The organism is Paenibacillus sp. DCT19 (genome assembly GCF_003268635.1).
Classification (GTDB): Bacteria; Bacillota; Bacilli; order Paenibacillales; family Paenibacillaceae; genus Paenibacillus.
Genome location: NZ_CP029639.1, coordinates 6,522,252 through 6,536,414 on the forward strand (window position 1 = coordinate 6,522,252; position 14,163 = coordinate 6,536,414).

Here is a 14,163-nt window from a genome sequence, read left to right on the forward strand (position 1 = left end):
CATTGGGCAACTAACGATCTCATCTCTTCTGCACAGGTATCCAAATCTCACTCCTATAGTGCGGATCAGTGGTATCCTTATGCTCATTCCAAAGTATTTCTGGCCCTTCACTCAGCTCATAATCCGATGAAGGGAACCACTCTGTATAGATCCGTCCCCAAATCTCCTGAAGTGTGCTTGGGAATGGACCAACAGCGGTAAATACCGCCCAAGTCGAAGCAGGTACCTCCAATTGTGCCAAACCCTCTGGTGCCTCTTGTGTTGTGGCTGCACCGATATAGTGATCTAGTTCTCCCTGCTCCTGCATCCGATCCTCACTGAAATGAATCGAAGCACTGATTATTCCATGGGGTTCTACATTCGATAAGCCTTTAATGGTACCAATTAACTCCGGCGTAAGTCGCTGAACCATCGCAGCAATGTGCGGATTCACACCATGGAATATGATCGGTACCCGCTCACTAATACCGACAATTTGAAACGCTTCTTTTTCCTCAATACGGTAGTTCATTTCGCTTCCTCCTTGAATGGTTAACTGAAATGTCATCCGCGGGAAGGCTTTGAGTGATGGACTATGCTCTCGTACTTCAGAAGGCGTAACACCATGTATGCTTTGAAAAGCCCGAGTGAATGCGTCTGGCGAAGTGTAGCCGTATTTTAGTGCAATATCAATGATCTTGCTATCGTTTCGACTCAGCTCCATCGCTGCTAACGTTAGTCGCCGACGCCGAATATATTCTGAGAATGTGACACCGCTAAGAAAAGAGAACATCCGTGTAAAATGATACTCCGAGCAACAGGCGATCCGGGCAACCTCTTTCATATCGACAGTGTGCAGCAGGTTCTCTTCAACGTAATTCAGAGCTTCATTTAAGCGCGTTAGCGATTCCATATCATCATCCCTCCCTCGTTATTGGAAGCATAACAAAACCTCTCTGTTCACATCCGACTTTACTTGCACCATTCTGTAGGCTCGATCTGATATGGTTAGTTAATGGAGTGCGATACATTCTGTAGAAACATCATAACTTTTAATCCTTGGATGCGTTGTATCTTTAAGCATGTAAATATTTGTGTAAGGAGAACGACCATTGAGAAAAAAGAATGCAATAAAGTACATCTTCATCATTGTTGCTGCAGTACTCGTTTCTAACGTAATCCAATTCTATGTATTTAATCAAAACAACACAGAACAAAAGGATGAAACCCTCCAACCGATCTACGAAACTAAAATGAACATATACTCGGATTATTCCAGTCGTGTTCAAGTTATATACCAGTTTTTGGTGAACCTGAACAATGCAAATACACGAAATGAAGCTCAATTTTTCTCCGATGGCTTCATATCTGGCATGAGCGCAGACCATTATACGTATCTAGAGTCGATCATACAGAAAATGAACCATGGTGAGTATACGGACGAAGTACAGCGCATTATGGATACAAATCAGAATCTGTACCTGATGGTCTACGAGTTAAGGGACTACTTCGATGTTGAACAGGACGATGCAGACTTCCATGCCAATTGGAACGAAGTTCATGCATTATTAGAGGAGATCACCAATCAGATCGCTTCCGGCTCTTCCGAAAGTACAACCTTATACAATATTACGAGTTATCCCGAGAATTTCATTATTAAAACAGACTATGAGACGACCATGTCATCCTTAAACGAAAATATAGCTAAAGTCATCGAACTAATTCGCTGATTATATTTTACGTAATTCTGGTTCAGTGCAATGTACTTTGCGCTTCCACACCTGAGTCTGTCGTTCCATTAGGAAAACAAGGATAAATAGGGTAACCTACATCCGGTTATGAAAACCACCGTAGGCTACCCCTTTATACCTTCCAGTACATTGAGCTTTTGACTTAATTCAGCAACTCAACACAGTCATAGACCCAACCCGCACTTAACCAGTTACCCAAGTCACTGGAACCACTAATCGGTGTAATCGTGATCGTATTGGAGCCATTGACGAAGTAAGATGCTGGAACATTCCAGCTGAACGTTGTGTTGTTTCCACGATAGGTACCAATGGTGAAACTGCGAGAGTTAGGCTGTGAGGATGCGGCAGGGTTGGATAACGTGTGCCCGTTAACCGTAATACTTGGTCGGCCATTATTGTATGCCGCGGTAATACCAATGTTCAGCATATGAGAAGTGGCGGCTTGAGATGCATTCAAGTTAAACGTAATTGCAGTCGGAGAGTTTTCGCCACGGAACTGAATTGCCGGGAATCGATTGGTTGCACTCCCCGTAGCGTAGGTAACCGGTCCCCAGCTAGGATTGCGACTATCGGAAGGGTGACGGATTGGAATTGTCTGTCCATTAAGGAACTCCCGTGGTGTACCATCCCAGTTACCAATCCGCCAGATGCTGGAGGCTTTACTCGGATCATTGTTAATGGTACGTGTATTCAGAGTCGTCGTTTGTCCTGCTGTGATCGTAACCGTTTCCTCATATACAGCCAGTTCTCCCTTGTAGGCTGTCATGGTATATGTTCCTGGAATCATGCCATATTTGGCAGCTGCCCCACTTGCAGATGTCCCCACCCAATACTGGGCATTGCTGTTGGCGAACCCGATGGTGTATGCATAACCCATATCCATTCCCGACAGACCATTCAGCACCACATTTCCTCGACTCGATACCCAGCCCTGCAGATTCAAGCCAGACATCCAGTTGAAATCAGGAACACTTGGCGTACCACCAGTTGTGAAAATCAAAGCGTATGGTCCATGCAGACCAACTCGCCAGCCTTCCGTCTGTGCATGTCCGGAATTCATATAGTTATACACTTCTGTTTCTGTCCCACTTTGAAACTGGATATCACGGAAGAATGGACCACCAGAGCTCTTTTCTCGATTGCCGTAGGCCATAAATACACCAACACCATTGCCTGTAACGCCGCGCACAGATAAATCTTTGGCCTGATCATTACCATAATATTTAGAGGCACTTCGACCATTCGCGAAACCAAATACATCCTGACTCTCAATAGCTCCTGTGTTGCCTCGATTATTTGAATGCTCAGGAACTCCTGTCAAGACACTGCCATTACCGCGAAAAATGTAACGTAATTCCCCAATGGAAGGTTGAGCCGTGGTATGCGTTGCCATGTAAATAATGTTCTCTCCACCACGCGAAGCATAATAGTGCGTTAGGGTGCTTGTAGACACCGTGATTAACACCGTTGATCCTGAAGGAGAGGTATTCCAAGTGACATTGACGGAGGAGCCTAGACCCGAACCGATATGCGATCCTCTGTTGCTGTTGAGCTCCGTACCGTTCATTTTGGCTGATATGATGTCCCCATTGGTTTTGTTCACCACGTAGACTAATCCGGAACCCGTATTCACTTCAATTCTGGAGCCAGTATCATTCACATATATCGTAGCCGCCTGTCCGGTAGATGCTGGATATATACTAGCCGTAACGATTAAAGCGAGAATTAAAAACAAGCCAAGCGACTTTCTCACGAAGCGTTTTGCCATAAGTAAATCCCTCCTCGAGCCTAATTATAAAGCGCTTACATTATATTGTATTGAAACTTGCTCTCCCGTCTCATTTTGAAATAGCTTATGTGAGCATGTCCATAATGACTGGCATGTGATGTGTATGTGTTTGTGTGTGAGTATGTGTTTGCATATTGAGTAGATCCGCCAATTCATGTAATGCTTGATCTTCCACCTCCTCCTTATACCACTCATTTGCATTCAGTAATTTTACAATTACAACAAAATAATACCGTTATATTACATAAAATTGCAATGAAAATGCTGCATCTATCCTTTAAAAATCTCATAAAAAAAGAAGCTGCCCCTCGTCATATGTATGACTTATAAGGACAGCCCTGAAGAAATTAAATAAGTTAAGTCAGATACTCCGCCATAATCTGCTCGATATCATAAGGAGTAACCCCCTGCTCTACCGAATAGATCGTATCTGCCTGATCCATCGTATCCACCAACTCACCGCGCGCCTTCGCATGGAGCAGGAACAGGTCATGCAGAGCTGGTTTGCGCAGCGTCGTCATGGCTTTGCCCATCAATACCATGCCTCTCTGGTTACCTTCCACATTGTTATACAGCTCTGGATGTCGGGTCAGGGCCAGATCTGTCCAGATCACGGTACGCTCTACCAGATCCATAATGACAGGAATCGCAATTTGCGTATCTGCGGTGACATCAATTTTGTTAGATACGGTAGACGGTTCAAAGACTTCACCTGAACCAGGCTTCTTCCGCATCATCCAACCTACAAAACATTCCGGCAAATCGCAGTAGGGATGACTGGTAAAGGATAGCATCGTAGCGACCACATATCGTCCACCATAGTTCACAATCGACGGGATGTGCAGATCAATAAACTCACATGCACCTTGTGGTGCTGCAACAATATCCCCGCTATGGACAGCCTTATACTTGGAAGACCGAAGGTTAGTGTAGGAAATGTGCTCGACATAGTTCCAGTTCTTATCATACATGACGGCAGACAAATCAATATCCACACGCCCTGTCGATTGACCATTCACGTTCCCTTCTCTCCACCAGTTGAAGAAACGAATCGTATCTCCCTCTGCCATTGGCACACGACTTCCGCGCACAATCGTATGCAATGCCTTGCTCGCCGACCTCTGGGAGAAGGGCACCAGATAATGGTGCAGTCTTGGATCGACATACGTCTTCCCCAGTGGAGGAAGGGCAGCAAACCGCGTTACCAGTTCCTGTTCGCATAATTGCACAACATCACGGCATATCGCCTCATCGATATAAGGCAGTTCATCCGGGATAGCGACTGCTTTCGCCACATTGCCTTTAGGGAAAAAGACACGCAGATGCTGCGGTTCATTACGCTGCGCGAAGTGTTGCTTCACCTGCAACAGCACCGACGTGGATACTTGCGATACAACCTCGCTGAATGCCAGCAGTACATACACATCATCTTCGGTGATCCGTAGCAAGTGATCCAATCTTCTCGCGAATTCACCCGGACGCTGTGATAACAGGTCGATGAGACTCCACACATTCCGGTATTGAAAAGCAAGCTCTACACTGCCGTTAAAGGTTGAATACGGTTTATTGTTACGCAAAATATCAAAAGCCTCTTGGCATCGTGGATACCGATGCTTATATTCCGAAGGATGCAGAATTTCGCCAAGGCGAATCCAGCGATCTTTGTACCGCAGCATATCCTCTGTAATTGAGCCACATTGCTCTAGCAAGCTGAGCAGTAGACGTCTCTCACGCCGTTTGAATTTACGGAATGGCGAAGCCAGCGCCAGGCTGACATCCCCATCCGACCAAGCAACCGCCAGACGGAGGACATCGCTTGCCGTTTTGAAGTACAGACCGATTCGCTCCATATTCGCCTGTTCATGCTTCAATAATGAAGCAACCACAAAGCCTACATTTTCTTTGAACGGAATTTCGGAAGGTAGAATGGCATCCACATCACATGCATCTGCATGTTCCAGCACTGTATCGATATCTTCCTTGTCTGTCTGCGAAATGGAACCTTTGGCTTCGATCATCTGGCGAATTAGCGTCTGGAACGCTTGCTTGGTACCAAGACCAATCACGTTCAGCTTTGTCTTCTCCATGAAGGGTGATCTCTTCACCGATGATTGGTCCAGATGCTCTGCCGTTACATGGGTCAGATAATGGATGATGGCGTGCAGATATAAATCTGCCTCATTCTCCTCCATCACTTGTAGGGGGAACCCTGGATACATTGGTTTGTACGCCACATGGGCACCTACCATGACTTTCAAATCACGAATAAGCTGTGTATACACTGCTTCAAATTGCCCTTTGGACAATTGCTTTACCGCTTGGATTAATTCATTGGAGAAGATGTATCCAAGGGCTTCCACATTTTTGAGGGCTGTTGCCAGTACCGTTTTAGATAGCTGTTTCGACCCTTCGCTCGATTCAATTATAAGTTTGTTTGCTCTGCGCAAATAGATTGTATTGTTCATGATTAAAGAGTCCAGGAAAGCCACATCCCTAAATAACATGAAAGGTTAGGGGTAGAAGGAAGGAATGTGATAGCCTGGACGCCTCCTCTCTGACATAAAATCCTTCAGGAGAGCTGCGACCCTATTATCTCAATATGATGGTAGAAGGAAGGATCGCAATAGCCTGAAGGCCGAAGGTCGGAAGTTCGTAACCCGAACCTTTGGTGAACCCATCATCTCAGATTCCATGAAATCCCAACAGGGCAAAAGTATTACGACTTGATATCAGACGCAATGAACTTGAGATGATCTTGGAATAGCAAGGTGGCACGGCTTGAACAAACTCAATCAGAGTGCTATCGTTCCTAATAACGAACAGAATGCGCAAAGTTTACCAGAACCTATTGTCACGCTAGCAGTAAAATACATATAAGAACCGAGGATATCATCAATGGAGATACAACCACTAATTCAGTTATTCATTCAAGAATACCTTAAGATTAAATGCAAAGAGGAAATTCAGCCTGCTCCGTGGGAGCCTTCCAATATAGTTTGGATGAGGATGATTGTGCAGAGTTATCTTTTATCCGTGAACCAGAGGAATCTTTTACGAATTGGATATACGATCTACAGCCGCGAGACGCCCGCTATGTTGTAAATCCAGACTGGCAGCCGGTACTCGCCGAGAGGTTCAACCAGATTGATGTCTATGATGAACTCATCCTGTATCACCTACTATTCACGATCAACAGCACGCTTACGATCCGCCCGACGAATGACTACACCGCCATGAATGATAGGATGAAAAGCTATAGCTTCTTTCAATTGTCTCACTGTCGTGCGACGTCTCGAATTAGCGAAGAACAGCAGCACCAGTTACGCGACTTTTTCTTCTTTTTCTATCTCTACGCCCATCCCGTGAACGAGGACACACTCTATGCCTGTTCATTCCATGAGCAGCGCTTAGTCCATACCCAAACGAACATCTCATTAGAGCATTATTTCGCAGCATTTCACGACCACTACATTGCACATGCGGATCAATATAGAGATGACCTCATGATTGACCCTGACGACATCCAAGCCAGCAAACACCTCACACTGGAGCTGTTACGCGTAATTGAGGGCAAGTCGTCCCCACTGCACATGCCTTCGGAGGAAGGATTGGAAGCAGTGGTGCAGATGATCAACAACGTGGATCTGATGCTACAGCTATACGAAGATAACACCTCGGCGCTATTCGAGATCATGAGAGATTTCCTGGCTGAAGATGCTGAAGATCGTTCCACGCTGTACCGCGAACATTGCTTCACCACACTGCTCCAGAACTATGTATGTTACATTTTGTACTTCACGTTTGATGAGATTCACACCTTGGTAGATTACTTCGGCAGCACACCGACTTGGTGCGGGGTCATCATTAATAAAATGTTTACGGATACGATCTTCCTCCAGAAAATCATACGATTGAAACAGATTGACATTAACGCATACCCGGATGTTATTGCATTCTTTGGCGAGGAAGCGAGAAGCATCTATTTATCATAGCTTGCTTAGCAGCTATATCTTCACAATCTGTGTCTCTGCAATATCTGTCTTTTTTACAATATCTGTCTTTTTTACAATATCTGTCTTTTTTACAATATCTGTCTTTTTTACAATATCTGTCTCAAACTAAGGCGGTCTATGTATCTCATGCAGGATTTTGCAGGATCATGTCGAACTTATCTCAGCTATGAAAACGTTTATTCATAAACTCATCCCTCGATATGTCGTCATGTCGATTCTATTCTTATCCGTTCTACTCGGATTCCGCTGGTTATGGGCCGAGTCCTTCGCCATGCCAGAACAACCACATCCTGAGCGTGGTGTGCTGGATCTTCGCGGTTGGAATTTTGCCGAAGCTCCCATTCTGTCGCTGGACGGGGAGTGGGAGTTTCACCCGAGTGCATTCTTTGGACAGCATACGTTACCACCAGTAGACCAATCCGCCCCAACGATTAATGTTCCGAGTGATTGGCGTAGTGCGATGCCTCATTCAGAATCCTACGGGTATGGAACCTACCGGCTACGTGTTCTTCTTGATCCTTCAATCGAGGAAGTCGCTCTCTGGGCGCAGAAAATTCAGGCCTCCTCCATCGTCGAGTTTAACGGCACGGTGGTCGCTGAATATGGACATCCTGCTGCCCATGCCCAAGACTATCAACCAGAAAGGACAACCTTCACTGTTGCTTATAATCTCAATGGCGCTGAGGAGCTTGAGATTATTGTGCGCACAGCCAACTATGATGATCCGTTTAACGGGGGCATTATACGCTCAGTCTATTTTGGTACAGAGGAAGCTATAACAAGTGAACATGGGCTCTCGATCGATTTGCAAAAAATCACCTTTGCCGCTTTACTATTGCATAGCCTGTATGCAGGTTTAATGTTTTTCTTCAATCGTAGACAGCGCGGGCTACTTACCTTCTCCCTGCTGACTCTATCCGCAGCAATGACCGTGGTCTCTGATCATGATGGATTATTGTTAAGCTGGCTACCGCTCAACTTCACCTGGATGGTCAAAGCGAAGGCTCTTTCGTATCCGTTATTTTCATTTTTCTTGTTGATGATGGCTCGTAGCTTCTCGAACAGCTCTCGCGCTGAAATCATGTTCCGTATATATGCTGGCTTGCTTGGGGGCTATTGTGCATTCCTACTCGTCGCTCCGGTCCACCTCATCTATTATCCGGTTGAGCTGGGCTTCTCCAATGCGCTATATCTCTTTCCAATCGCTTGGTCTGCATACCTATTTGTCAAAATGGCCGCTCAAAAACGCAGTGATGCGACCTTCCTGCTCTTCGCCGCAACCTGTAGCCTATCTAGTGTGCTGTGGGGGCTCGTGAACTCGATCAGTGAGGTTACAAATGTATATTATCCGATCGATGTGCTGGCAGCGATCTTTGGATTCTCTGCGTATTGGTTCAAGAAATACTTCCGCAACTCTTCCGAGATCGAAAGTCTCTATGAACAATTGAAAGAAGAAGATCGGCAGAAGGATCAATTTCTCGCGAATACTGCACATGAGCTGCGTACACCACTGCACGGGATTATTAACATTGCAGAAAGTATCGCTGTTACGGATCAACGTTCATCGGCTAATGACCATGTCGAAAATCTAAATCTGGTCATTACGATTGGTCGCCGGATGTCACAGCTAGTGGATGATCTGCTGGATGTCATTCGCCTGAAGGAAAACCGGATTACGCTGTATAAAAAGCCCCTTGGGCTTGCATCTGTCGTGACAGGTGTCATCGATATGTTCAAGTTTATGGCTGAGGGCAGGCCCATTCAATTGGTTATGGACGTTCCAGATACCTTGCCTCGGTTGATGGCAGATGAACGAAGACTGATCCAGATTCTATATAATCTCATTCACAATGCCCTGAAATTTACGGAAAAAGGCACAATAACCGTCTCAGCTAGTGATGTTAGAGGACAAGTACTTATCCAGGTTACCGATTCGGGGATTGGCATGAGTACAGAGACGCAAAAGCGAATATTCGATGCCTATGAGCAAGGCACACCCGAAGCTCGGGTGAGCGGTGGAATCGGTCTAGGCCTGAGTATATGCAAACAGCTTGTTGAGCTGCATGGTGGAGAGTTAAGTGTGCAGTCCATTCTGGGTCAAGGAACCACATTTTTTATTTTGTTCCCACCAGAGGATCATTCATCACAACCCGCTCAGCCGGACTATACCGAGGAACCGGTCATTAGCGAAAACGCATGGATGGTCGAGCCGGTGCTGGTAGCTCCACTTGTACAGGAAAGTACATATCGAAGTTCGCCGGATTCTGACCAACCTATGGCTAGCATTCTTGCGGTTGATGACGATCCCGTCAATCTGCGTGTTCTCCGCGCGATGCTTGCTGATGAACCTTACCACATCCAATTAGTAGCCTCAGCGAATGAAGCGCTGCAACTACTGGATACGAAAACATGGGATCTTCTCATTACGGATGTGATGATGCCTCAGATGTCTGGATATGAACTGACACAGAAGGTGCGAGAACGTCTATCCGTATCAGAGTTACCAATTTTACTTCTTACCGCACGTAATGAGCCTGCGGATATCTACACCGGATTTCTGGCAGGAGCTACCGACTATATTGCTAAACCAGTAGATGCGGTGGAGATGAAGCACCGGATTAGATCCTTAATTGTGCTCAAGCAATCGATTGATGAAAGGCTCCGTATGGAGGCTGCTTACTTACAAGCGCAGATTCAGCCTCATTTTCTATTCAATACGCTGAATTCCATTATGGTTCTGAGTGACATTGATACAGAGCGGATGCAGAAGTTGGGTGATGCCTTTATTGAATATTTGCAGACAAGCTTTCATTTCGTGAATTCGGAGAAAATGGTTGAGATCACACACGAGTTAGAGCTCTCCCGTGCCTATCTCTATATTGAGAAGGAGCGCTTCGCAGAACGGCTGAACGTCATCTGGGATATTCCTGATGAATTGAACCTGTTCCTGCCACCACTAACCATTCAGCCGCTTATTGAGAATGCAGTTCGACATGGTGTGTTAAGTAAAGTCATTGGTGGAACGGTTCACATCCGGATCAGTCGCGAAGCTAATGCTACACTCATTGAGATTATGGATGATGGTGTGGGAATGCAGCCTGAGCAGATCAAGCGAGCGTTGGCTTGGCCTAAGCAAAGCGCAGGAGGAACCAGAGGTATTGGCTTAACCAATACACATCGTCGGTTAACTCAGATGTATGGACAAGGTTTGAGTATCGTTAGCTCACCTGGGCAGGGGACTACCGTTTCCTTCTCCATTCCTAAGCGTCATCATGATCATTAGAATTAGATGGTAGGATACCACTGATCGTACAGGTGGGCACACAAAGTGCTCATAACGACCTGTCAAAATAACGAATTGAACGCCAAATAGCTAAGCACGGTTTATATACCGGCTTAGCTATTTGGCTTGGGCGACAGAACACGATATTACGCTTTTAAGAATGTCCGTCAGCCTACATGTACCCGTTCGTGCTTTATTTCTATACGAGAAGAGCCAATTTCTCATCCGATAGACCAAGTGCCTTTGAAGTGGCTAAATGGATCTCTTGTAGCAGATCAATGTTCTCCACAAGCGACACACCATAAGAAGGAATCATCTCTTTGATCTTCGGCTCCCAATCCGTTATATGTTGTGGGAAGCATTTCTCCAGAATTTCGAGCATGACATGAACAGCAGTAGAAGCACCTGGCGAAGCACCAAGCAATGCCGCAATCGAGCCATCCGCAGCCGTAACCACTTCTGTACCGAATTGAAGTGTTCCTTTGCCACCTTGAACGGTGTCTTTAATAACTTGCACACGCTGTCCAGCCCAGACCATATCCCAATCCTCGCTTTTGGCTCCTGGGACAAAATCTCGTAATTCCTCCATACGTTGCTCCTTGGATAACATGAGCTGTTGAATTAAGTACTTGGTTAATGAGATTTCTTTGACACCTGCTGCGAGCATCGTTAACAGGTTATGCGTCTTCACGGATGTGATCAGGTCAGCATTCGAACCGGTCTTCAGGAACTTCGGTGAGAACCCTGCAAACGGTCCAAATAATAGAGACTTCTCGTTATCGATATATCGAGTATCCAGATGCGGAACCGACATAGGTGGAGCTCCGACCGAAGCCTTACCATACACTTTGGCATGATGCTGCTTTACGATCTCCGGATTTTTGCAGACCATGAAGAGACCACTCACCGGGAAGCCACCGATGTGTTTGCCTTCTGGAATACCGGTTTTCTGTAACAAATGCAAGCTGCCACCGCCGGCACCAATAAATACGAATTTGGCTGTATGGCGCTCGGTTGCACCACTGCTTACATTTTTCACAGTGACTTCCCATGCTCCATTACTTGTTCGTTTCATATTTTTCACGCTATGTTGATAGCGAACATCTACATTTTGATTTTTCAAATGATCGATCAGCATACGCGTTAAAGCACCAAAGTTAACATCCGTGCCTGAGTCAATCTTCGTAGCTGCAATCGGTTCATTGCTGGTTCGGTTTTTCATCATCAGTGGAATCCATTCCGCCAATGTTTCCTTATTATCCGAGAACTCCATGCCTTCAAATAAAGGGTGGTTCGATAACGCATCAAAGCGTCGTTTCAAAAATTGGACATTGTTCTCCCCATGTACATAACTGAGATGAGGCAGCGGCATGATGAAGTCCCGCGGATTACGAATCAGATTGCTATTGACGAGATAGGACCAAAATTGCCTTGAGATTTGAAATTGTTCATTCACCTTGATGGCTTTGCTTATGTCCACGGATTTGTCTGGTCGTTCTACGGTATAGTTAAGTTCGCAGAGCGCAGAATGCCCAGTTCCGGCATTATTCCATTCGTTGGAGCTCTCTTCCCCTGCACTGGCAAGCTTCTCAAAAACTTTAATATTCCAGTCTGGTGCCAATTCTTTAAGCAAAGTTCCCAAAGTTGCACTCATAATTCCGGCACCAATCAAGATAACATCTGTACTCGTTTGTCCCTGGCTCATGTCTACCGTCCTTATATCCTATATTTGCCAAAAGGATGTAAGCGTTATCGATTTGGCATTGCAGCAAGCCCATTTTTGAACGGGATCGCACCTTCTGTTGTATGAATATAACCTTGATCTAGTGTATCAATAATATAGAGCAATTTAAATATGCAATTTGAAGATATTTGCTATTCCCTCAGTATACGCTAGTTTGCTTGCAATGGTTAGCCCGGTTATAGGGCTGAAAGATTTATTTGTTCATCGGCTATATAAATTGAACTAAAGAATATTTACACTTGCCACTCCAATGACAGAACAACCTTACAATCGCTGTTATCCCCAGATTTTTTGATTCTTTTTTCCTAAAGGGGAAATCCGGGGATAAAGGCGACCGCTCCGCTTCTTCAGGTTATTTCTGCCCTCTCCGTTTCCGTGTAAATGTTTAGTTCAATTTATATAGAACAGGGATGTTCGCAGACCCGTTGATTGAAAAAGAGTGCGTAAAGAGCCGCTTTCTAAACTTCACAAAGCGGCTCACCCAACCATACAGCTTATTCCCATTAGACTATCTATTCTATTCAGAAGATCGAAATTAGTTCTTTCGTATACGGATGGCGCTCTTCGGCGAATAACGCATCCGCATCGAACCGATCTACGATCTGACCATCCTGCATAACCATCACCTGCTGACTCATCCGGTGTACAGCGGCCAGATCATGTGAGATGAACAGATAAGATAACCCCAGCGAGGTGCGCAGATCGGTCAGTAACTGGAGAATGGCACCTTGGGAGATGACATCCAGACTCGCGGTTGGCTCATCCAGCACAACGACGTCAGGTTCAATGCTGATGGATCGTGCAATCGTTACGCGCTGACGCTGCCCTCCACTCAGTTCATGTGGGTAGCGTTCTGCCAGCTCTCCCGAAAGCTCGACAGCCTCAAGCAAGCGGCGGATATAAGCTTCTTTGGATGTATAAGTGAAATGAGATAGCTTGGTATTATGACCGAGCTGCTCATAGGGATCGATTAATGAATCTGCAATTTTGAGCTTTGGATTCAAGGCCGCAGATGGATTTTGGAATACGATCTGAATATTGCGGCGATAGGGGCGCAGGCGGCGTCCAGCTAGCCGTGCAATGTCCTGCCCACCAAGCAGAATCTTGCCATGATCTGCATCTTCTATCCGGAGCAGACAGCGGGCAAGTGTGCTTTTGCCACATCCACTCTCACCAACAAGACCCAGACATTCACCGGCTTGTATTGAAAAAGAAACGTTCTGGATTGCTGGACGTTCTGCGCCAGCATATGTGCGGCTCAGGTCTTCCACACGAAGTACGGGATCACTTGAGTTGTTAGGCATGATCTTCATTCCACTTCAGCCTCCTTCAAGCCAGACTTCAAAGAGCGGCTCAGGACGGGAGCCGCCTCAATCAGCTTGCGTGTATACTCATGCTGGGGATGATCAAGGATACGATGTTTACCGCCTGATTCAACGATCTGCCCTTCCTTCATTACCGCCAAGCGATTCGCATAACGGCGAACGTGACGCCAATCATGCGTAATAAACAGAATGGCGCAGCCTGTCTCTGCCTGCTTGCGGGCAAGCAGTTCCAACACGCGATGTCCAGACACGCTGTCCAGCGCTGTTGTTGCTTCGTCT

At 45.9% G+C, this 14,163-nt stretch carries 9 protein-coding genes; 3 read left to right on the forward strand and 6 right to left on the reverse strand.

Annotated features, from left to right (window positions below):
- Positions 1-19: 19 nt before the first annotated feature.
- Positions 20-892 (reverse strand): AraC family transcriptional regulator, encoded by an 873-nt coding sequence (locus DMB88_RS29505; RefSeq protein ID WP_128104154.1) that lies wholly within the window; start codon positions 890-892, stop codon positions 20-22.
- Between the two features lie 199 nt (positions 893-1,091).
- On the opposite strand from DMB88_RS29505, the gene DMB88_RS29510 reads away from it, so the two are divergent.
- On the forward strand, positions 1,092-1,709 hold the full coding sequence (locus DMB88_RS29510) for a hypothetical protein (RefSeq protein WP_128104155.1): 618 nt from the start codon (positions 1,092-1,094) through the stop codon (positions 1,707-1,709).
- A 163-nt stretch (positions 1,710-1,872) separates the two neighbouring features.
- On the opposite strand, the gene DMB88_RS29515 is transcribed toward DMB88_RS29510, so the two are convergent.
- Both DMB88_RS29515 and DMB88_RS29520 read right to left on the reverse strand, forming a co-directional pair.
- Complete coding sequence (locus DMB88_RS29515) at positions 1,873-3,498, reverse strand: rhamnogalacturonan lyase B N-terminal domain-containing protein (RefSeq protein WP_128104156.1); 1,626 nt, start codon at positions 3,496-3,498, stop codon at positions 1,873-1,875.
- 377 nt (positions 3,499-3,875) lie between these two features.
- On the reverse strand, positions 3,876-5,984 hold the full coding sequence (locus tag DMB88_RS29520; protein WP_128104157.1) for a TerD family protein: 2,109 nt from the start codon (positions 5,982-5,984) through the stop codon (positions 3,876-3,878).
- A 531-nt stretch (positions 5,985-6,515) separates the two neighbouring features.
- Here DMB88_RS29520 and DMB88_RS29525 point away from each other — a divergent pair.
- The gene (locus DMB88_RS29525; RefSeq protein WP_254438395.1) at positions 6,516-7,511 is read left to right on the forward strand and encodes a hypothetical protein; all 996 of its coding nucleotides are present in this window, start codon (positions 6,516-6,518) and stop codon (positions 7,509-7,511) included.
- A 229-nt stretch (positions 7,512-7,740) separates the two neighbouring features.
- On the forward strand, positions 7,741-10,815 hold the full coding sequence (locus DMB88_RS29530; protein ID WP_254438396.1) for a hybrid sensor histidine kinase/response regulator: 3,075 nt from the start codon (positions 7,741-7,743) through the stop codon (positions 10,813-10,815).
- Positions 10,816-11,014: 199 nt separating this feature from the next.
- Here the strand turns inward: DMB88_RS29530 and DMB88_RS29535 are convergent, their stop codons facing one another.
- From DMB88_RS29535 to DMB88_RS32265, 3 genes are all read right to left on the reverse strand, one after another.
- Positions 11,015-12,520, reverse strand: a complete 1,506-nt coding sequence (locus DMB88_RS29535) for a malate:quinone oxidoreductase (protein ID WP_128104158.1) — start codon at positions 12,518-12,520, stop codon at positions 11,015-11,017.
- Positions 12,521-13,080: 560 nt separating this feature from the next.
- Entirely contained in the window at positions 13,081-13,872 is a 792-nt protein-coding gene (locus DMB88_RS29540) for an ABC transporter ATP-binding protein (protein WP_254438397.1), read from the reverse strand.
- On the reverse strand, positions 13,869-14,135 hold the full coding sequence (locus DMB88_RS32265) for an ABC transporter ATP-binding protein (RefSeq protein ID WP_368028234.1): 267 nt from the start codon (positions 14,133-14,135) through the stop codon (positions 13,869-13,871). The genes DMB88_RS29540 and DMB88_RS32265 overlap by 4 nt, the downstream gene beginning before the upstream one ends.
- Positions 14,136-14,163 lie beyond the last annotated feature (28 nt).

Bases quoted from the DNA above. Each gene is read 5' to 3' on its own strand.
- DMB88_RS29515 (WP_128104156.1), bottom strand. From the start codon at position 3,498: ATGGCAAAACGCTTCGTGAGAAAGTCGCTTGGCTTGTTTTTAATTCTC.
- DMB88_RS29505 (WP_128104154.1), bottom strand. From the start codon at position 892: ATGGAATCGCTAACGCGCTTAAATGAAGCTCTGAATTACGTTGAAGAG.
- DMB88_RS29530 (WP_254438396.1), top strand. From the start codon at position 7,741: ATGTCGATTCTATTCTTATCCGTTCTACTCGGATTCCGCTGGTTATGG.
- DMB88_RS29540 (WP_254438397.1), bottom strand. From the start codon at position 13,872: ATGAAGATCATGCCTAACAACTCAAGTGATCCCGTACTTCGTGTGGAA.
- DMB88_RS29535 (WP_128104158.1), bottom strand. From the start codon at position 12,520: ATGAGCCAGGGACAAACGAGTACAGATGTTATCTTGATTGGTGCCGGA.
- DMB88_RS29520 (WP_128104157.1), bottom strand. From the start codon at position 5,984: ATGAACAATACAATCTATTTGCGCAGAGCAAACAAACTTATAATTGAA.